At 67.9% G+C, this 20,381-nt stretch carries 18 protein-coding genes; 4 read left to right on the top strand and 14 right to left on the bottom strand.

Features of this window, described 5'->3' with window-relative positions:
- Positions 1–3: 3 nt before the first annotated feature.
- From scpA to MUU56_RS19075, 4 genes are read right to left on the bottom strand one after another with little or no spacing between them, the layout of a single operon-like run.
- A complete protein-coding gene (scpA, locus tag MUU56_RS19090; RefSeq protein ID WP_244768877.1) occupies positions 4–2,142 on the bottom strand; it encodes a methylmalonyl-CoA mutase in 2,139 nt (712 codons plus the stop codon).
- Between the two features lie 55 nt (positions 2,143–2,197).
- Positions 2,198–4,216 (bottom strand): acetyl-CoA carboxylase biotin carboxylase subunit, encoded by a 2,019-nt coding sequence (locus MUU56_RS19085; protein ID WP_244768876.1) that lies wholly within the window; start codon positions 4,214–4,216, stop codon positions 2,198–2,200.
- On the bottom strand, positions 4,216–4,518 hold the full coding sequence (locus MUU56_RS19080) for a hypothetical protein (protein ID WP_023514401.1): 303 nt from the start codon (positions 4,516–4,518) through the stop codon (positions 4,216–4,218). The genes MUU56_RS19085 and MUU56_RS19080 overlap by 1 nt, the downstream gene beginning before the upstream one ends.
- A 14-nt stretch (positions 4,519–4,532) precedes the next feature.
- On the bottom strand, positions 4,533–6,065 hold the full coding sequence (locus MUU56_RS19075) for an acyl-CoA carboxylase subunit beta (RefSeq protein ID WP_244768875.1): 1,533 nt from the start codon (positions 6,063–6,065) through the stop codon (positions 4,533–4,535).
- A 119-nt stretch (positions 6,066–6,184) separates the two neighbouring features.
- On the opposite strand from MUU56_RS19075, the gene MUU56_RS19070 reads away from it, so the two are divergent.
- Positions 6,185–7,594 (top strand): helix-turn-helix domain-containing protein, encoded by a 1,410-nt coding sequence (locus MUU56_RS19070; protein ID WP_244768874.1) that lies wholly within the window; start codon positions 6,185–6,187, stop codon positions 7,592–7,594.
- Between the two features lie 76 nt (positions 7,595–7,670).
- On the top strand, positions 7,671–8,750 hold the full coding sequence (locus tag MUU56_RS19065; RefSeq protein WP_244768873.1) for a threonine aldolase family protein: 1,080 nt from the start codon (positions 7,671–7,673) through the stop codon (positions 8,748–8,750).
- A 281-nt stretch (positions 8,751–9,031) separates the two neighbouring features.
- Here the strand turns inward: MUU56_RS19065 and MUU56_RS19060 are convergent, their stop codons facing one another.
- The 10 genes from MUU56_RS19060 to MUU56_RS19015 form a co-directional block, all read right to left on the bottom strand.
- Positions 9,032–9,439 carry a cupin domain-containing protein gene (locus MUU56_RS19060; RefSeq protein ID WP_244768872.1) on the bottom strand — a complete coding sequence of 136 codons (408 nt, stop codon included), beginning with the start codon at positions 9,437–9,439 and terminating at the stop codon, positions 9,032–9,034.
- An 8-nt stretch (positions 9,440–9,447) separates the two neighbouring features.
- A complete protein-coding gene (locus MUU56_RS19055) occupies positions 9,448–10,824 on the bottom strand; it encodes an NAD-dependent succinate-semialdehyde dehydrogenase (RefSeq protein ID WP_244768871.1) in 1,377 nt (458 codons plus the stop codon).
- Positions 10,821–11,606 carry a hydroxypyruvate isomerase family protein gene (locus MUU56_RS19050; protein ID WP_244768870.1) on the bottom strand — a complete coding sequence of 262 codons (786 nt, stop codon included), beginning with the start codon at positions 11,604–11,606 and terminating at the stop codon, positions 10,821–10,823. Before MUU56_RS19050 ends, MUU56_RS19055 begins: the two co-directional genes overlap by 4 nt.
- Positions 11,606–12,685 carry an Ldh family oxidoreductase gene (locus MUU56_RS19045; RefSeq protein ID WP_244768869.1) on the bottom strand — a complete coding sequence of 360 codons (1,080 nt, stop codon included), beginning with the start codon at positions 12,683–12,685 and terminating at the stop codon, positions 11,606–11,608. The genes MUU56_RS19050 and MUU56_RS19045 overlap by 1 nt, the downstream gene beginning before the upstream one ends.
- An 82-nt stretch (positions 12,686–12,767) precedes the next feature.
- Entirely contained in the window at positions 12,768–14,285 is a 1,518-nt protein-coding gene (locus tag MUU56_RS19040) for a tripartite tricarboxylate transporter permease (protein ID WP_244768868.1), read from the bottom strand.
- A gap of 1 nt (position 14,286) precedes the next feature.
- Positions 14,287–14,760: a tripartite tricarboxylate transporter TctB family protein gene (locus MUU56_RS19035; RefSeq protein WP_244768867.1), complete on the bottom strand. Its 474-nt coding sequence runs from the start codon at positions 14,758–14,760 to the stop codon at positions 14,287–14,289.
- A 30-nt stretch (positions 14,761–14,790) separates the two neighbouring features.
- A complete protein-coding gene (locus MUU56_RS19030; protein WP_244768866.1) occupies positions 14,791–15,744 on the bottom strand; it encodes a tripartite tricarboxylate transporter substrate binding protein in 954 nt (317 codons plus the stop codon).
- Positions 15,745–16,101: 357 nt separating this feature from the next.
- The gene (locus MUU56_RS19025; protein WP_244768865.1) at positions 16,102–16,404 is read right to left on the bottom strand and encodes a DUF4387 family protein; all 303 of its coding nucleotides are present in this window, start codon (positions 16,402–16,404) and stop codon (positions 16,102–16,104) included.
- Positions 16,397–17,755, bottom strand: coding sequence for an acyclic terpene utilization AtuA family protein (locus tag MUU56_RS19020; RefSeq protein WP_244768864.1), 1,359 nt, complete (start codon positions 17,753–17,755; stop codon positions 16,397–16,399). Before MUU56_RS19020 ends, MUU56_RS19025 begins: the two co-directional genes overlap by 8 nt.
- A complete protein-coding gene (locus MUU56_RS19015; protein ID WP_244768863.1) occupies positions 17,752–18,672 on the bottom strand; it encodes a GntR family transcriptional regulator in 921 nt (306 codons plus the stop codon). Before MUU56_RS19015 ends, MUU56_RS19020 begins: the two co-directional genes overlap by 4 nt.
- 210 nt (positions 18,673–18,882) lie before the next feature.
- On the opposite strand from MUU56_RS19015, the gene MUU56_RS19010 reads away from it, so the two are divergent.
- Positions 18,883–19,755 (top strand): GntR family transcriptional regulator, encoded by an 873-nt coding sequence (locus MUU56_RS19010; protein WP_244768862.1) that lies wholly within the window; start codon positions 18,883–18,885, stop codon positions 19,753–19,755.
- A 170-nt stretch (positions 19,756–19,925) separates the two neighbouring features.
- Positions 19,926–20,381: AMP-binding protein (locus tag MUU56_RS19005; RefSeq protein ID WP_244768861.1), on the top strand; the 456-nt coding region annotated here is incomplete at its 3' end.

Raw genomic sequence — 20,381 nt, 5'->3', positions numbered from 1 at the left:
GCCTCACTGGTTCCTGCGGCGGCCTTCGATCAGGTCGAGCACCGTCCGGGCGGCGTCGAGCACGTTGGTGCCCGGGCCGAAGACGGCGGCAACGCCGTTCTCCATCAGATAGGAATAGTCCTGCCGCGGGATGACGCCGCCGCAGACGACGATGATATCCTCGCCGCCCTTCGTCTTCAGGGCCTCGGCAAGCTGCGGCATCAGCGTCTTGTGGCCGGCGGCGAGCGAGGAGACGCCGATGACGTCGACGCCCTTCGCCGCGGCCATGGCGGCCGCCTCATCCGGCGTCTGGAACAGCGGCCCCGCCAGCACGTCGAAGCCGAGGTCGCCGAAGGCCGAGGCGATGACCTTGGCGCCACGGTCGTGACCGTCCTGGCCGAGCTTGGCCACCATCACCCGCGGCCTGCGCCCAAGCTTTTCGGCGACGCCGTCGAGACGCTCCGTCAGGACCGACAGTTCCGGCTCGCCCTCATAGGCCTTGCCGTAGATGTTGCGCACGACCTTGGGCTCGGCGACATGGTTGCCGAAGACCGCGCGCAGGGCATCGGAGATCTCGCCGACGGTGGCCTTGGCGCGGGCACAGTCGACGGCCGCGTCCAGGATATTGCCCTCGCCCGTGCGGGCGGTCTCTTCAAGGCGCGCGAGCGCGGCCGTGACGGCGGCGGAATCCCGCCGGCGCCGGATCGCTTCGAGCCGCTTGATCTGCGAGGAACGGACGGCGGTGTTGTCGATCTCCAGCGTGTCGATCGGCGCTTCGTCCTCCAGGCGGAACCTGTTGACGCCGACGATCACCTCCTCGCCCTTGTCGACCGCCGCCTGCCGGCGCGTCGCCGCCTCCTCGATCAGCCGCTTCGGCAGGCCGGCATCGACCGCCTTGGTCATGCCGCCCATCGCCTCGACCTCCTCGATCAGCGCCCAGGCCTTTTCCGCCAGCTCGCTGGTGAGGCTTTCGACGTAGTAGGAGCCGGCGAGCGGATCGACCACCTTGGTCACGCCCGTCTCGTTCTGCAGGATGAGCTGGGTGTTGCGGGCGATGCGGGCGGAAAACTCCGTCGGCAGCGCGATCGCCTCGTCGAGCGCATTGGTATGCAGCGACTGGGTGCCGCCGAGCGCGGCCGACAGCGCCTCATAGGCGGTGCGGATGACGTTGTTGTAGGGGTCCTGCTCCTGCAGCGAGACGCCGGAGGTCTGGCAATGGGTGCGCAGCATCAGCGAGGACGGCTTCTTCGGCTCGAATTCCCGCATGATGCGCGTCCACAGCAGCCGCGCCGCGCGCAGCTTGGCGGCCTCCATGAAGAAGTTCATGCCGATGGCGAAGAAGAAGGAGAGGCGGCCGGCGAAATCGTCGACGTCGAGCCCCTTGGCAAGCGCGGCGCGGACATATTCGCGCCCGTCCGCCAGCGTGAAGGCCAGCTCCTGCACCAGCGTCGCGCCGGCCTCCTGCATGTGGTAGCCGGAGATCGAGATGGAGTTGAACTTCGGCATCTGCCGCGCGGTATATTCGATGATGTCGGCGATGATCCGCATCGAGGGTGCCGGCGGATAGATATAGGTGTTGCGGACCATGAACTCCTTGAGGATATCGTTCTGGATGGTCCCCGACAGTTTTTCGCGCGGGACGCCCTGTTCCTCGCCGGCCACGATGAAGCTGGCGAGGATGGGGATGACGGCGCCGTTCATCGTCATCGACACGGAGATCTTCTCCAGCGGGATGCCGTCGAACAGGATCTTCATGTCCTCGACGCTGTCGATGGCGACGCCCGCCTTGCCGACATCGCCGACGACGCGCGGATGGTCGCTGTCATAGCCGCGATGGGTGGCAAGGTCGAAGGCGACCGACACGCCCTGCTGCCCGGCGGCGAGATTCTTCCGGTAGAAGGCGTTCGAGGCCTCGGCGGTGGAGAAGCCGGCATATTGCCGGATGGTCCACGGCCGCCCCGCATACATGGTGGCGCGCGGCCCGCGCACGAAGGGCGCAAAGCCGGGCAGCGAGGCGAGGTGGTCGATGCCCTCGAGATCGGCGGCCGTGTAGAGCGGCTTGACGGCGATGCCCTCCGGCGTCTGCCAGGTCAGCGTCTCGGGGGAGGCCTTCAGCTCCTTTTCGGCCAGCGCCTGCCAGTCGGCGATCGTCTTGTCGTTCATCGGGCGCCCTCCTGCCGGCCGCGGTCAAGGTCGTTTGCCATCATTCGAACTCCCATCATTCGAACTCCATGATCAGCTCGTCGACCGCAAGGCTCGCGCCCGGCTCGACGGCGACGCGCCTGACGACCGCGCGCTTTTCCGCGCGCAGGATGTTCTCCATCTTCATCGCCTCGACGACGGCGAGCGCCTGCCCGGCCTCGACCGTATCGCCCGCCTTGACGCTGACGGAGGTGATGACGCCCGGCATCGGGCAGAGCAGCATCTTCGAGGTGTCCGGCGGCTGCTTCTTCGGCATCAGCCGCGCCAGCGCCGCGACCCGGCCCGAGCGGACATGGGCCTTGACGTCCATGCCCCGCCAGCGCAGGCGGATGGCCGGGCCGACGAGATCGACCTTCATGCCGACCGTCTCGCCGGCAATGGTGAAGGAGGCATGGGTGGAGCCCGGCACGAAGCTGCCGGCGACGGGCAGCACGGTGCCGTCGGCAAAGCGCACGCTGGCACCCTCCACGCCGGTTTCCAGCGTCAGGGCAAGCTCGGTCTCGCCGAAGCGCACGACCCAGTCCTTGCCGAGGACGCGGCGGTGGTTGCCGATCGTGCCGGAAATCTGCACGGCGCGGGCCTGCATCACCTGATTGACCGAGGCGGCGACGGCGGCAAGCACCCGCGCGGCCTCTCCATCCGGCTCGACGCCGTTAAAGCCGTCCGGGAACTCTTCCGCGATATAGGCGGTCGTCAGCCGGCCCTCGCGGAACCGCGGCTGCTGCATGACGGCCGCGAGGAACGGCAGGTTGTGGCCGACGCCCTCGACCTCGAAACCGTCGAGCGCGCGGGCCATGGCGTCCACCGCCGCAAGTCGGGCCTCGGCCCCCTCGCCCGGTGCCCAGGCGCAGAGCTTGGCGACCATCGGGTCGTAATACATCGAGATCTCGCCGCCCTCGTAGACGCCGGTATCGTTGCGCACGACCGTGCCGTCGGCCGCCTTGCCCTCGGCCGGCGGGCGGTAGCGCGTGAGGCGGCCGATCGACGGCAGGAAGTTGCGGTAGGGGTCCTCGGCATAGAGGCGGCTTTCGATCGCCCAGCCGTCCAGCTTCACCTCGTCCTGCCCGAAGGCCAGCTTCTCGCCGGCGGCGACACGGATCATCTGCTCGACGAGGTCGATGCCGGTGATGAGCTCCGTCACCGGATGCTCGACCTGCAGGCGCGTGTTCATTTCGAGGAAGTAGAAATTGCGGTTCCCGTCGACGATGAACTCCACCGTGCCGGCGGAGTGATAGCCGACGGCCCTGGCCAGCGCCACGGCCTGCTCGCCCATGGCCTTGCGCGTTGCCACATCGAGGAAGGGCGACGGCGCCTCCTCGATGACCTTCTGGTTGCGCCGCTGGATCGAGCATTCGCGCTCGCCGAGATAGAGCGTGTTGCCGTGCTTGTCGCCCAGCACCTGGATCTCGATATGGCGCGGCTGCGTGACGAACTTCTCGATGAAGATGCGGTCGTCGCCGAACGAGCTCTTCGCCTCGTTCCGGGAGGACTGGAAGCCCTCGCGCGCCTCCGCGTCGTTCCAGGCGATGCGCATGCCTTTGCCGCCGCCGCCGGCGGACGCCTTGATCATCACGGGATAGCCGATGCGCGAAGCGATCGTCACCGCCTCGTCGGCATCCTCGATCAGGCCCATATGGCCCGGCACCGTATTGACGCCGGCCTCCGCCGCCAGTTTCTTCGAGGTGATCTTGTCGCCCATTGCCCGGATGGCGCCGACCGGCGGGCCGATGAAGGCGACGCCCTCCTTCTCCAGCGCCTCGGCGAAGGCGGCGTTTTCCGACAGGAAGCCGTAGCCGGGATGCACGGCGTCCGCGCCGGTCTTGCGGATGGCGTCGAGGATGCGATCAATGACGATGTAGGACTGTGCCGACGGTGCCGGCCCGATATGCACGGCCTCGTCGGCCATGGTCACATGCAGCGCGTTGCGGTCGGCATCGGAATAGACCGCGACGGTGGGAATGCCGAGCCTGCGGGCGGTCTTGATGACGCGGCAGGCGATCTCGCCGCGATTGGCAATCAGGATTTTCTTGAACATCAGGTGTCTTCCGGTCCCGGTCTGTCTTTGTATTTCTTTTCGTAAGGCATCAGCAGGATGGCCGAGGCCGTCGCGGCCCCGCCGAACAGCGAGGCGAAGGGCACGACGAGCAGCAGCACCGGCATGACCGGGTCCGCCGCGCGGGCGATGCGCGTGCCGATGCCGCCGATATCGAGGAGGATGACGGCGGCGGCCGTCGCCGCGCCGATCAGGCCGCCGACAAGCGCATGCAGCATCATGAAGCGTAGCATGTGCCAGTGGTCCTTGCGCGCCTCCTCCGGCGTCAGTTCCGGCCGTTCCATCCTCCCCGTCCTCGTCAAAGGGGTATCGTGTCGTGCTTCTTCCAGCGCGTCTCCACCTGCTTGTTCTTCAGCGATGCGAAGGCCCGGGCGATGCGCCGGCGCGAGGAATGCGGCATGATCACCTCGTCGATGAAGCCGCGCTCGGCGGCGACGAAGGGATTGGCGAAGCGCGCCTCGTACTCCTTCGTGCGGGCGGCGATCTTCTCCGCATCGCTAAGTTCCGAGCGATAGAGGATCTCGGTCGCGCCCTTGGCGCCCATGACGGCGATCTCGGCGGTCGGCCAGGCATAGTTGACATCGGCGCCGATATGCTTGGAGGCCATGACGTCATAGGCCCCGCCATAGGCCTTGCGGGTGATCAGCGTCACCATCGGGACCGTCGCCTGGCTGTAGGCGAAGAGCAGCTTGGCGCCGTGCTTGATGATGCCGTTATATTCCTGCGCGGTGCCGGGCAGGAAGCCGGGCACGTCGACGAGGGTCAGCAGCGGGATCGAGAAGGCATCGCAGAAGCGCACGAATTTCGCGGCCTTGCGGGCGGAATCGATGTCGAGGCAGCCGGCCAGCACCATCGGCTGGTTGGCGACGACGCCGACCGTCTGGCCCTCCAGCCGGATGAAGCCGGTGATGATGTTGCGGGCGAAGGCCTCCTGCAATTCGAAGAAATCGCCCTCGTCGGCCAGCGCCAGGATCAATTCCTTCATGTCGTAGGGCTTGGTCGAGCTTTCGGGCACGAGGCTGTCGAGGCGCATCTCGAGGCGCGCGGGGTCGTCGTGGAACGGGCGGACCGGCGGCTTCTCGCGGTTGTTGAGCGGCAGGAAATCGAAGAGCAGCCGGACATTCTCCAGCGTCTCGACGTCGTTCTCATAGGCCGCGTCGGCGACCGAGGACTTCCTCGTGTGGGTGCCGGCGCCGCCGAGTTCCTCGGCGGTGACGATCTCGTTGGTGACGGTCTTCACCACGTCCGGGCCCGTCACGAACATGTAGGAGGTGTCGCGCACCATGAAGATGAAGTCGGTCATGGCCGGCGAATAGACGGCGCCGCCCGCGCAGGGGCCCATGATGACGGAGATCTGCGGGATGACGCCGGAGGCCTCTGCATTGCGGCGGAACACCTCGGCATAGCCGGCGAGCGAGGCGACGCCCTCCTGGATGCGCGCGCCGCCGCTGTCGTTGAGGCCGATGACCGGGGCGCCGGTGCGCACGGCCATATCCATGATCTTGCAGATCTTCTGGGCATGGGTTTCCGACAGCGAGCCGCCGAGCACGGTGAAATCCTGGCTGAAGACATAGACCTGCCGGCCGTTGATCGTGCCCCAGCCGGTGACGACGCCGTCGCCCGCGAAAGTCTGCCCCGCCATGCCGAAATCGACGGCCCGGTGGGTGACGTACATGTCGTATTCCTCGAAGGAGCCCTCGTCGAGCAGCACCTCGATGCGCTCGCGCGCCGTCAGCTTGCCCTTGCCGTGCTGGGCGTCGATGCGCTTCTGGCCGCCGCCGAGCCTCGCCTCGCTGCGGCGTTGTTCGAGTTGTTCAAGGATGTCGCGCATGAAGGCTCCCACTGGTGTCGTCTGGTAGTCATACCGGTTTGCACAGGTTTGCTGAAGTCTTGATCGGGCGCGAATGTGGAATTATAAATTCGCGAATTGAAACTTGCGAAATTGCGAACATGGCGCTTGGAAAACTGTTCATCGGCCTGAAGGTGCGCGAGTTGCGCGTGGCGAGCCAGCAGACGCAGAGCCAGTTCGCCAAGCGCATCGGCATCTCCACCAGCTACCTCAACCAGATCGAGAACAACCAGCGCCCCGTCTCCGCCGCCGTGCTCTTGCAGCTCGCCGACAAGTTCAACCTCGACATCAGCGAGCTTTCGCGCGGGGAGACCGACCGGCTGCTCTCGGCGCTCAGCGAGGCGCTCGCCGACCCGATCTTCGAGAGTTTCAGCCCTTCCCTCCAGGAACTCAAGCTGATTTCGCAGAACGCCCCGGCGCTCGCCCATGCACTCGTGCTCGCCCACCAGGCCTATCGCCGCAAGAGCGAGCAGCTGGCGAGCCTCGACCACGACCGCGAGAACGCCCCCGGCCTCGGCGCCACGCCCTACGAGGAGGTGCGCGACTTCTTCCATTTCGTCGACAACTACGTGCACGCGCTCGACATTCTCGCCGAAACGCTGGCGACCGGCCTCTACGGCGCGGGCTTCGACCGCAGGTCCGCCCTCGTGCGCCACCTTGAAAAGCAGTTCGGCGTCTCGGTCGCCTTCGCCGAGACCAATGACGGCCCGCTGCGCCATTACGACCGCGACCGGAAGGTCCTGACGCTCAACCGGCTCTCGGCGAACCCGACGCAGGTCTTCCAGCTCGCCCACCAGGTCTCCCAGCTCCATGCGGCGCGGGAGATCGAGGAGATCGTGCAGCGGGCGAACTTCCGCACGGACGAAGCAAGGGACATCTGTCGCATCGGCCTGCACAACTATTTCGCCGGCGCCCTCGTCATGCCCTACGGTGAATTCCTTTCCGCCGCGCAGAAACTGCGCCACGATATCGAACTTCTCTCCGCCCGCTTCGAGGCCTCGCTGGAGCAGGTCTGCCACCGGCTCTCCACGCTGCAACGGCCAGGCAGCAAGGGCGTGCCGATCTTCTTCGCCCGGATCGACCGCGCCGGCAACATCACCAAGCGGCACAGCGCGACCAAGCTGCAATTCGCCCGCTTCGGCGCGGCCTGTCCGCTGTGGAACGCCCACCGGGCCTTCGAGGTGCCGCAGGGCATCATCCGCCAGCTGGCCGAAACGCCCGACGGGGTGCGCTATCTCTGTCTTGCGACGCAGACCTTCAAGGGCACCGGCGGCTTTGCCGCCACGCGCACGGGCTATGTGCTCGCCTTCGGCTGCGAGGTCTCCTATGCCGACCAGTTCGTCTATGCCGACGACCTTGCGATCGGCGAGCGCTCCCGCTTCGAGCCGATCGGCATTTCCTGCCGGCTGTGCGAGCGTGGCAACTGTCCGAGCCGCGCCGTCCCGCCGATTCGCGGCCGCCTGCAGGTCGATCCCGACATCCGCGAGACGATCCCCTACCGTCTTGCCTGAGGGGCCGGCTTGCCTTTCGCCGAGCGGTCCCTGCATAGTCCCGGCCGATTTCGAACACGGGAAGGACCGACGAGACATGCCGACACAGCCCCGCCTCATCGATCTTGCCGCCGACACCGCGACGCGCCCCTCCAAGGGCATGCGCCAGGCCATCGCGGCGGCGCCCGTGGGCGACGAGCAGCGGGGCGAGGACCCGACGACGCTGGCGCTGGAGGCGCGGGTGGCCGGGCTTCTCGGGCAGGAGAAGGCGCTGTTCCTGCCGTCCGGGACGATGGCGAACCAGATCGCCTTCCTCGTCCATTGCCGGGCGGGGGACGAGATCGTCTGCGCGGAGAACGCCCATGTCTTCGGCTCGGAGGGGGCGGGGGCGGCCGCGCTTTCCGGCGCGCAGTTCCGGCCGATCGAGACGGCGACGGGCCTCTTTTCCGTGGAGGACGTCGCCCGCCGGCTGCGGGCGCCGCGCCACCGTTCGCCGCGCAGCCGGGTCATCGCCATCGAGCAGACCACCAACCGGGGCGGCGGGCGCATCTGGCCCGAGGCGGAGATCCTCGCCCTGAAGGCGCTGGCGCGCGAAAACGGGCTTGCGCTGCACATGGACGGCGCGCGGCTGCTCAACGCCGCTGTCGCCACCGGCCTTGCGGCGGCGCGCTTCGCCGCGCCCTGCGACAGCGTCTGGATCGACCTCTCCAAGGGACTGGGATGCCCGGTCGGCGCCGTGCTGGCGGGGCCGGAGGCCTTCATCGAGGAAGCGCTGGTCTGGAAGCACCGGCTCGGCGGGGCGATGCGGCAGTCCGGCATCCTCGCCGCCGCGGGGCTCTATGCGCTCGACCACAATGTCGCGCGCCTGGCGGAGGACCATGCCAATGCCCGGCGGCTCGCGGCGCTGCTCGGCGCGGTGCCCGGCCTTGCCCTGCAGCCGGGGGGCGCCGTCACCAACATCCTCTTTCTCGACCTTTCCGGAACGGGCGTCCCCGCGCGCGCCCTGGCCGAGGCGCTGCTCGGCGAGGCGGTCCGCGTCAATGTCGAGGGCGAGAGCCGCATCCGCATGGTCACCCATCTCGACATTTCAGCCGGGGACGTGGAGGCCGCCGGGCGGGCGATCGTGGCGGCGCTGGCGCGGCTGCGGGCCGCTCCGCAAGGTCATGCCGCGCCGTAGAAAAGGCTGCGCGCTATACCCCCTGTCAGATACAGGGCAATCGCATAAGGAATTCAACGTTGCCGCCTTCCCCTTCTCCCCCGCGGGGAGAAGGGGAAGGCAGGCGAATGAGGGGGATGGCGAAGGCAGGAAAGTTAGGAATCCCACCCGAATCACCCCCTCATCCGACCCTTCGGGCCACCTTCTCCCCGCGGGGGAGAAGGGGAAGGCGGCAACGTTGAATTCCTTATGCGATTGCCCTGCCGTCCGATGGGTGGCGACCGGCGGCAGGGCTTTCTCCGTCATTTCGGTGCGTGGCCGTGTTCGGCGTCGATCGACCGGCTCTCGCCTGTCGCGACCATGGTGCGGGTGGCGTCGACCGTGGCATAGGTCCAGAAGATGCGCATCGGCTTGTCCGACGCATTGATGAAGCGGTGCGGCACGTTGGCGGGGATCCAGGTCGTGTCGTTGGTGGCAAGGTGGTGCTGCACCCCGTCGATCTCGGCGATCGCCTCGCCCTCGATCACCATGACGCTCTCCTCGCAATTGTGGAAATGCAGGCCGATGGCGGCGCCGGGATCGAAGGCGGTGATGCCGTTGATCATGCTGGTGGAGCCGCAGCGGCGGGTGACGAGCGGCGTGGTGCGCGCGCCGCCGCCGCGATCGTTGGTCTTCAGTTCGTGCGGGCGCAGGATGGCGGGTTCGGGCATGTGGGACCTCACTTGGAAGGACCGATCCAGACGGTCTTGACGTTGACGAATTCGCGGATGCCGTAGACGCCGAGCTCTCGCCCGTAGCCGGAGCGCTTGATGCCGCCGAAGGGATAGCGCGGGTCGGAGGCGGTCATGCCGTTGATGAAGACGGCGCCGGCATCGATGCGGGCGGCGAGCGCCCGGCCGCGGGCTACGTCGCCCGTCCAGAGCGCGGCGCCGAGACCGTATTCGCTGTCATTGGCCATGGCGACGGCCTCGTCTGCGTCCTTCGCGCGGATGATGGCGGCGACCGGGCCGAAGGTCTCCTCGCGGAAGGCGGTCATGCCGGGCCGGACATGATCGAGCACGGTCGGCGGATAGTAGAAGCCGTCGCCCTCGACCGGCGCGCCGCCGAGCTTCAGCACGGCCCCTTCGGCGAGCGAGCGCTTCACCTGCTCGTGCAGGCCGGTGCGCAGGTTCTCGCGGGCCATCGGGCCGATCTTCGTGTCGCGCGCCATGGGATCGCCGATCGTCAGCGCGGCGGCCTTCTCGACGAAGAGCGCGGTGAAGCGGTCCGCCACGGCCTCCTCCACGATGAAGCGCTTGGCGTTGACGCAGGACTGGCCGACATTGATGTAGCGCGCCTTGACGGCGGTCTCGGCGGCGGCGTCGAGGTCGGCATCGGCGAGCACGATGAACGGGTCGGAGCCGCCGAGCTCCAGCACCTGCTTCTTCAGCGCCTTGCCGGCCTGCGCGGCGACGATGGCGCCGACCTCGGTCGAGCCGGTCAGCGTCACGGCGGCGATGCGCGGGTCGGCGATGAGGCCGGCGACCCTGGACGTGTCGATAAGGAGCGTCGCCGTCAGCCCGGCCGGGGCACCGGCGGCCTCCATCACCTCCTGTACGGCGAGCGCGCATTCCGGCACGTTGTTGGCATGCTTGAGGATGGCGCCGTTGCCGGCGGCGAGCGCCGGGGCGGCGAAGCGGAAATACTGCCAGAACGGATAGTTCCACGGCATGATCGCCAGCACCACGCCGAGCGGCTCGAAGGCAACGACGCTTTCGCTGGCATTGGAGGCGACGGGCTCGTCGGCGAGATAGGCCGGCGCATGCTCGGCATAGAAGTCGCAATTATACGCGCATTTCTCGATCTCGGCCTCGGCTTCCGCGATGGGCTTGCCCATTTCGCGCACGATCATCCCGGCATAGCGCGCCTTGCCGGCGCGCAGCGCCGCGGCCATGCGGGTGAGCAGCGCCACGCGCTCGCCGACCGGCACGCGCCGCCAGGCACGCTGCGCCCGGGCGGCCGCTTCCAAAGCGGCGTCCACGGCGGCATCGTCCTGCAGGTCGAAGCTGCAGATGGGCCGGCCGGTGGCGGGGTTGACGGACGTGATGGCTGTCATGGCGAAACCTTTTCGGAAAGGAGCCGCTTCCAGCCGGGCAGGAAGGCGGCGCTGGCGGATGTCGCGGCGGAGGGGATGTATTCGAAGCCGATGGCGCCGGCATAGCCCGCCGCCGTGAGGGCGGTAAGGACGGGCTCGAAGGAAAGCGTTCCGGTTCCCGGCTCGTGGCGGCCGGGATGGTCGGCGATATGGACATGGCCGATGCGGCCGGCGTTCCGCGTGATCCAGCGATGCGGGTCCTCGCCCAGCACGGCGGCATGGTAGGTGTCGAACAGGAGGGCGAAACGGTCGTGGAACTGATCCTGCAGCTCCGCCGCAAGGGCAAGGCTGCCCATGTGATAGCCGGGAATGGTGATCGCCTCGACCAGCACCCGCACGCCGCTGCCCTCGACCCGGTTCAGCGCCCAGGAGAGGTTCAGCCGGTAGGTCTCGGCGGCATCGAGGAGCCCGCCCCTCGGCACGCCCGCCATGGGGTGGACGAAGGGGCAACCGATCTCCAGCGCATAGGCGAGCGCGCGGTCGAAGCCGGCGCAGAACTCCGCCTCGCGGCCGGCGAGCGCGGCAAGGCCCTTCTCGCCCGCAGCCGCGTCGCCCATGCCCGAGGTGACCTGCGAGAAGGTGAGGCCGAGATCGGCAAGGCGGGCCCGCATCTCCTTGGCCGGCACGGCCCAGGGCTCGGGATGCTCGATAGCGGTGAAGCCGTCGCGCGCCGCCGCCGCCGGCCGCTCGGCAAGCGGCAGGTCTGCGTAGAGATAGCCGATATGGGCGGAGAGGCGGTTCATCAGGCCGCCTCGAACGGAGCCGCGCTGCCTTCCGGCACGGCGATGCCGGCGACCGCGCCCTCGGCGGCAAGGTCCGCGACGACATTGCCGGTGACGGGAATGCCGGTGCGGCGGCGCTCGTCCTCGCGGCGCTGCTCGGGCTCGCCCGGCATCATGATCTCCTCGACGCCGGCCGCGCGCGGCAGCACCTTGATGCGCTCGTAGAACTCATCCATGCGGGCGCCGAAATCGTCCAGCGAGAGGAAGAGGTCGGGTTTGATGGCGAAGAACAGGTGGCCGACATTCTGCGGCTCGGAATGGTCGAAATAGAGGCTCTTCACGTCGCCGCCGAAATTCGCGCCGGTGAGGACGCCGGACATCAGGTCCATCAGCGTCGCCAGCACCGAGCCCTTGACGCCGCCGAAGGGCAGGCAGACGCCCTCGAAGGCCTTGGCGGCGTCCGTGGTGGGGTTGCCCTCGACATCGAGCGCCAGGCCCTCGGCTATCGGATCGCCCTTCATGGCGGCGAGCCGGATCTTGCCGCGCGCGATCACCGTCATCGCCATGTCCATGACATAGGGCGGGTGCTTGCCGCCCGGGATGCCGGCGGCAATGGGGCTTGCGCCGAGGAAGGTGGTGCGCCCGCCCCACATCGGAATGGCGGGCGAGGAATTGGTGAAGATCATCGAGATGAAGCCGCGCTCGATGGCGCGCAGCGCATAACACGCCCCCATGCCGAAATGCGTGGAGCGGCGGACGCCGGCAAGGCCGATGCCCATCTCGCCGGCAATGTCGCAGGCGGCGTTCATGGCGATGTTCGAGGCGATGAAGCCCATGCCGTTGTCGCCGTCGACCGCGGCAACGGCGCCGGCCGCCTTCGTCACCGTCACGTCGGGGCGCGGATTGACGAGGCCGCGCTTCAGCCGCTCCAGATACATCGGGATGCGGCTGACGCCGTGGCTGTCGACGCCGCGCAGGTTCGCCTTGACGAGGTCGCCCGCGATCAGCGCCGCGTCCGCCTCGCTCATGCCCACGGAGAGGAACAGGGCTTTGGCGTATCGGATCAGGTCTTCGGCTCTAAAATAAAGCGTTTCGGCCATTTTGGGCTCCCGGAGGGTTGCGACCGCCCGCCCGGCCGCAGGGAGGCGGCCGGTCAGGCATCGGCGTGGATGGTGGGCGGCGTCAGACGCCGGCGGTTTCGTCGGGCATGTCGATCTTGCGGGTGCGCCGCCAGTGCAGCATCGCCGGCACGATCAGGATCAGGACCGAGACGGCGATGAGCACGGCCGAGAGCGGGGTGGAGACGAAGACCGTCGGATCCCCCTGCCCCACGGCGAGCGCCCGGCGCATCTGCACCTCCGCCATCGGCCCGAGGATGAGGCCGATCAGCACCGGCGCGATCGGGAAATCATAGACGCGCATCATGTAGCCGAGCACGCCGACGCCGGCCATCATGGCAAGGTCCACCCAGGAGTTCGACACGCCCCAGATGCCGACCAGCGAGAAGATCAGGATGCCGGCATAGAGATAGGGACGCGGGATGAAGAGCAGCCGCACCCACAGCCCCGCCAGCGGCAGGTTGAGGATCAGCAGCATCAGGTTGCCGACATAGAGCGAGGCGATGAGGCCCCAGACGAGATCGGCGGAGTTGATGAACAGCAGCGGCCCCGGCTGCAGCCCGTAGTTCTGGAAGGCGGCGAGCAGGATCGCGGCGGTGGCCGAGGTCGGCAGGCCGAGCGTCAGGAGCGGCACCAGCACGCCGGCGGCAGCGGCGTTGTTCGCGGCCTCGGGACCGGCCACGCCCTCGATGGCGCCATGGCCGAACTCCTCCGGATGCTTGGTCAGGTTGCGCTCGACCGTATAGGAAAGGAAGGTCGGGATCTCCGCGCCGCCGGCCGGCAGCGCGCCGATGGGAAAGCCGAAGCCGGTGCCGCGCAGCCACGGCTTCCACGAGCGCTTCCAGTCTTCCTTCGTCATCCAGATGCCGCCGGAAAGCGGATTGAGGTTGGGCTTCTGGAAGCCGAAGCGGCTGGCGACATAGAGCGTCTCGCCGACGGCGAAGAGCGAGACGAGCACGACGGTCATCTCGACGCCGTCCATGAGGTCCGGCACGCCGAAGGTCAGCCTTTGCAGGCCGGTCTGCTTGTCGATGCCGACGACGCCGAGCGACAGGCCGAGGAAGAGCGCGATGAAGCCGCGCACCTTGGACGTCCCCATCACCACGGAGACGGAGAGGAAGGCGAGCAGCATCAGGGCGAAATAGTCCTGCGGCTTGAAGATGAAGGCGAGCTCGGCGATGGGCGGGGCGAGGAAGGTGATGCCGAGCGTGCCGATGGTGCCGGCGACGAAGGAGCCGATCGCGGCCGTGCAGAGCGCCGCCGCGCCGCGGCCCTGGCGGGCCATCTTGTTGCCTTCCAGCGCGGTCATCATCGAGCCGCTCTCGCCGGGCGTGTTGAGCAGGATCGAGGTGGTGGAGCCGCCATACATCGCGCCGTACAGGATGCCGGCGAACATGATGAAGGCCGCCGTCGGTTCGATATAGACTGTGACGGGCAGGAGCAGCGCGATGGTCAGCGCCGGGCCGATGCCGGGCAGCACGCCGATGGCGGTGCCCATGAAGGTGCCGACGAAGGCCCAAAACAGGTTCTGCGGCTGCAGGGCGACGGAAAAACCGTTCATCAGGCCGGTGATCGCGTCCATCCTACACCCCCATCATCGGAAGAAGACCGCCGAGCTGGACGCCCAGCTTGCGGAAGAGCCACCAGCACAAAAGCGAGAAGCCGAAGCCGAGCACCAGGTCGAGATGCCAGCGGCGCGACTTGAAGGCCGCCGCGACCAGCACGAAACAGCCGGTGCAGGTGATGACGAAGCCGAGCGGCTTCATCGTCAGCATCGGCAGGGCGCTGGCGGCCGCGGCAAGGCCGAGCGCCATGTAGTTGACCTTGTGGTCCTCGCTCACGTCCTCGGCGCCCTGTTCCTCGAACGGAACGCCCCGGTAGATCTGCAGTGCCAGCAGCAGGCCCAGGACGACCAGGCCGAGCCCGACGGCCGAGGGCATGAAGCCCGGGCCGACATGGGCGTACTGGTCGAACTGGGGCAGTTCCGCGGCCTTCCAGAAAACGATGGCTCCCCAGCCGACCGTTCCCGCCGCAATCCAATAGGGGCGTTCCGTCATGTCAGACATCCTTTCGAAAAGCGCGGCGGCTTACTTGGTGAGGCCGGCTTCCTTCAGGATTGCGCCGATGCGGGTCTTTTCGTCGTTCAGGAAGGCGACGAAATCATCCCCGGCAAGGTAGGCGTCTTCCCAGCCCTGCTTGGCCAGGATGTCCTTCCAGGCAGTGCTGTCGTGCATCTTGGCGAAGCGGTCGAGCCACATGGTACGGCCCTCCGCCGACATGTCGGGCGCGCCGACGATGCCGCGCCAGTTGCCGACGACCACGTTGAGGCCGGCTTCCTTCAGGCTCGGCGCGTCGATGCCCTCGACGCGGCCCTCGGAGGTGACGGCGATGATGCGGATGCGGCCGGCATCGGCCATCGGCTTGAATTCCGAGACGCCCGAGACGGCGACCGTCACGGCGCCGCCGCCGAGCGCGGTCACGGCTTCCGCGCCGCTGTCATAGGGGATGTAGTTCAGCCTGGCCGGCTCCAGGCCGCTTTCCTTGGCGATCAGCGCCATCACGATATGGTCGACGCCGCCGGCCGAGCCGCCGCCGATCGACACGGCACCGAGGTTCTCCTTCATCGCCTTGACGAGGTCGTCCACCGTCTTGATCGGGGAATCGGTCGCCACCGCGACGACGCCCGTATCGTTGGTGAGGCGCACCAGCGGCGTCACGTCGTCGAGCGTGACGGGCGAGGAATTGAGCAGGATGCCCCCGACCAGGATGACGCCCATCGACATGACGGCATTGTCGTTGCCGCGGTTCGCGCCGACGAATTCGGCAAGGCCGATCGTGCCGCCGGCACCGCCCTTGTTGGTGAAGGTCGCGCCATCGGTGAAGATGCCTTCCTTCGACATGGCCTCGAACGGCAGGCGCGCCATGGCGTCATAGCCGCCGCCGGCGCCGCCCGGCGCCATCACCACGGCCGGATCGGCAAGGGCCGGCGCTGCGGCCGAAAGCGAAAACGCCAATGCTGCGGCAAAAACTGCTTTGATCATAATTTCCTCCCAAAAAGTCCGGGTCGAAAGCCCCGGTGCTGCCGAGCGGCAACACAGACACCGGCCTCCTTGCCGTTGTCTTAATAAGACACTTACGACAATATTATCGGTTGCGCAACACCGTTGTTGCCGTTGGGAGGCAACGGTTCCGCGCAATAAGCGGTCCGGGTTCCGGACCCGGTGCAGCCCCCCTCTGCCCGGCAGGGCAGAGGGGGTGGCCGTCATCTCCATTGTTCATAGGCCACTGCTGAAGCGACATCGTTTCAAAAGAAAACAACGGAGCGCCGGCAACCTCGGCCTGCAAACAAAACGCCCAGGGCAGAGGGCGTCGAAAGGAAACGGCGCGCAACAGGCCGGTCAGTCGATCTGCAGTTCCTCAAGCAGGCAGGCCCAGCCGGCGCCGTGCATGTCGCGGTCGGCGCGCGTGCCCTGGACGACGGGGCGCGGCACGGAGAACTTCACCACGTTGAGCGCCGGGATGTCGAAGCGCTTGAGCAATTGCTGCTCGACGCCGAAGAGCTTCGCCACCGTGGCGTCCTTCAGCCCGTCGCGCACCCGGGCATAGGTCGCCGGATCGTCGCAGAAGACATCGACCGTCAGCCAGAACGGCCCGGCATTCTTGGAGCGCACCTTGCTGACGAGGCTTCCCAGTTCAGGCATGTCCCACCTCGTGCGTCTCGAGCACGAAGGCGGCGAGCGGGTCGTCCAGCTCCATCACATGGTTGAGGCAGAACTCGTAGAGCGCGCCGCGCTGCATTTCGGCGGGCGAGAAGGGGAAGGCGAAGGTCGGCATCGGCTCGTCCTCGGTCAGGGGATGGTGCAGGAGATAGGGGTTGAGGATCTTGCCGGCCTCGGCCGCCAGCTCGGCGGTCGGGCAGGTGAGGATGCCGAGAATGCCGACCTCGACGGGAATGTCGTGGCGGTTCTCCAGCGCGCCGAGCGTCGCATCCATGCCGATCAGCCGGATCTCGACGGTGAAGGCATCGGGGGCAAGGCCCATGCGGGCGACGATCTTGTCGCGCACCCTGGCCTCGACATCCGCCGCCCATTCGCGCACATGCTCGACATAGCGGCGCTCGCGCACCACCGCGAGACCGACCGTCTGGTAGCCGACGATGCGGGCGCCCTCCAGCTTGACCGTGTAGCCCCCCGGCACCCATTTCGAGCCCTCGACGCGCACCCGGCGCCCGTCGAGCGCCTCGTATTCCGACCGCGTCACGTCGAGATGGCCGCCCGGCTCGTGCAGGATGAAGGGGTCGGAGTTCTCGTAGAGCATGTGGGCGGAGACGGTGTAGGGCGTCGCGGCGGCATCGGCGGCCATCGGCTCGATGGTGAAGCCCGAGGCGTCGAAATCGATCTGGATCACGCCGGAATTCGGCTGCGTGGTGGCAAGCGCCCCGCATTCGCCGACCTTGGCGCCGTGCCAGGCGGCGCCGGCATGGTCGCCGCGCACCACCGGCAGCGCTGCGATGATGGCCGTGTCGGTCGTCCGGCCGGCAATCACGATGTCCGCCCCGGTGGCGAGCGCCGCCGCCACCTGCTCGACGCCGGCCAGCGCGACGATGTTGGTGCAGTCGTCGACGATGGCCTCGTTGATGTCGGGCGCGGCGGGCAGCGCGTGCAGGCGGCCCTCGCCGAGCGCGGCCTTCACCCGTTCCTTCGGCTGGCCGGATTTCAGCGTTGCGACCTTGACCTGCATGCCCTCCTCCAGGGCGATCTCGCGGGTGATGTCGAACAGCCAGTCGACCGCGGCATCGGCGCCGCAGGTGCCGGCCGTGCCGATGACGAGCGGCACGCCGGCCTTGGCCCGCGCCTGCATCAATTCGCGCCACTCCACCTTGGTCGAAGCGCGCGAATATTTCGAGACGCCGCGCCCGAGATAGGACGGGCCGCTGTCCGTCGATCCGCCGTCGATGGCGATGATATCGGGCCGGTTGGCGACGCCGCGCTCCAGCGCCGCGCGGTCATAGCCCAGTCCCAGCGCGCCTGCGGGTATAAGTACGCGTGTCATGTGTCACCTCCCTTGCTCGGCCCGCCAGCGGGGCCACCGGAAAACATTTCGGCGCGGGCCTTGCGCAGCTTGGCCCTGCCGAGGTGGTCGTGCATCAGGTCCGCCGCCCTGCCGGTATCGCCGGCATCCAGCGCGTCGAGAATGGCGAGGTGCTCGGCATTCTGGCCGCGCACCTGCTCGGCATTCAGCGTCTGGCGGTATTCGATCAGGCGACGGAGCTGGTTGAGCTTCTGCACCGTGTTGACCAGGAAACGGTTGCCGGAGAGCGCGGCGAGACCCTCGTGGAAGGACGAATTCGCCTCGAACAGCTCCATCTGGCTGAGCCGACGCCAGCCGCCGTCGGCGACGATCTCCTGCCGGCGGCGCAGGTCCGCGAGCACGGCGGGATCGGCCCGGAACTCGGGCGAGCGGATGCCGTGCACCTCGATCGCCTGGCGCAGGTCGTAACATTCCCGGTAGGCCTCGACGGAATCGATCAGCACCGCGAAGGTCCAGCCCCGGCCCTCGTTGCGCTCGATCCAGCCCTCGCCGGAAATGCGCGTCAGGATGCGCCGCAGCCCCAGCCGTGACACGCCGTAGCGCCGCATGAGGTCGGTCTCGCTGACCCGGTCCGGCAGGCGGCGCGACAGGCGGTCTTCGGCGATGCGCAGATAGGTCGCCTCGTCCGACGTCTCGTTGGCCGCGGGCAGCGGATCGGCGGCGATGCGGTCGGGATCGCGCAGGTAGAAGCCCTTGTTGGGCACCCGCTCGACAATGCCCTGGTCGGCCAGGATGCCGAGCGCCGAGCGGATCGGCTGGCGCGACGTGCCGAACAGGGACTGGAGGCTGGCTTCCGTCAGGTGCTGTCCCCGTTCCATGGCCGATGTCCTGATATGGCGGACGATCTTGTCCGCCAGCGAGCGATGAAGTTCGTTCATGATCGACCCCTGGATGGTATTAAGCGCGTATATACGACAATCCACAGGCAATCAATCTGGCGGCGCCGGTCCTGCCGGCGCACTCTCCTTGGTGTTTTGAAATGACAAAAGTCCAATAGCCCGAATCCTGGTACTATGCAAGCACAAAGAACCGGCGCTTGGCGAAGCCCGCGGAACATGCGACAAGGCACAGGCCATCCAGGAGCGCCGATGACCCAGATAGCCAGCACCCTTGCCCACGAGATCGCCCGGCTCGTGCATGCCGAGCGGCTGGCGCCCGGCGAGCCCCTGACCGAGCGCAGCCTTGCGGAACGCTTCCTCGTCTCGCGCTCGCCGATCCGCACGGCGCTGCGCGAACTGCAGCGCGCCGGCGTGCTGACGGCGGCCGAGCGCGGCGGCTTCAAGGTGGCCGATCCTTCCGCCGCGAAGGCGCTTGCCGCCAGCACGCCGGCGCCCGACGGCGGCGAGGAGGTCTATCTCGCCATCGCCCGCGACCGGCTGGCCGGCGAGATCCCCGACCGGACGAGCGAGAACGAGCTCCTGCGCCGCTACGGCATCACCCGCCCGCGCCTGCAGGCCCTGCTCAGGCGCATGTCGGAGGAAGGCTGGGCGGAGCGGCTGCCCGGGCACGGCTGGCGCTTCCTGCCGGTACTGACCTCGATGGAGACCTACCGGCAGAGCTACAGCTTTCGCCAGGCGATCGAGCCGGCCGCGCTGCTGGAGCCGGGCTTCACGCTCAACCGGCCCGTGCTGGAGCGGCATCTCGAACAGCAGCGCCGTTTCGTGGCGGGGGAGATCCTGGAGATCTCGGCCGTGCGCCTGTTCGAGACGAACAGCGAGATGCACGAGGCGATCGCCGAATGCAGCCGCAACGCCTTCTTCATCGAAAGCCTCCGGCGCGTCGACCGGCTGCGCCGGCTCATCGAGTACCAGCAGCGGGTGGACCGCGAACAGGCCCGCCAGCGCTGCGCCGAACATGTGCACATCCTCGAACTGGTGCTGGACGGCCGGAATGGAGAGGCCGCCGAGGCGATGCGCCAGCACCTGAGCGCGCTTGGCCCGCTGAAGGCGCCCGCGCCCTGAACCGGTGGCGGGGAATTCGCGCTGTCCGGCGCGGATCCGCAAGGCTCCAGATTCTTGTTCTGCCGCATTATCCGACGCCGAAGCGACTTCGCTTCGGCTGGAAATGCTCTAGTGTGCTCGCGGCTTGGCCCGGCGCGGGGCAGAATCGGCAACACGAGGGAAACGACCCCATGAGCAACCATCTCTTCGACGCGATCCGGGCAGCGGCACGGCCGGAGGCGATCTTCATCGAGACGGGCGACGGGCGTCGATGGACCTATGGCGACATGATCGCGCTTTCGGGGCAGCTCGCCGGCGCCCTCGCCGCGCGCGGCGTGCGCCCGGGCGACAGGGTCGCCGTGCAGGTGGAAAAGAGCCCCGAGGCGCTGATGCTCTATCTCGCCTGCGTCAGGGCCGGCGCCGTCTACCTGCCGCTCAACACCGCCTATACGCTGGCCGAACTCAACTATTTCATCGGCGATGCCGAGCCGAGCCTCGTCGTCGTCTCGCCGGGTGCCCGCGAGGGCGTCAGCCCCATCGCCGGCAAATACGGCGCCGGGGTCGAAACGCTGGACGAGGCGGGCGGCGGCTCGCTGCTGGAGCTTGCGGCGGACGAGGAGACCGATTTCCTCGACGCGGAGCGCGGC

It is taken from the genome of Shinella yambaruensis, from assembly GCF_022899355.1.
Taxonomy (GTDB): Bacteria; Pseudomonadota; Alphaproteobacteria; order Rhizobiales; family Rhizobiaceae; genus Shinella; species Shinella yambaruensis.
This window is presented reverse-complemented; position numbering and strand designations above follow the sequence as displayed.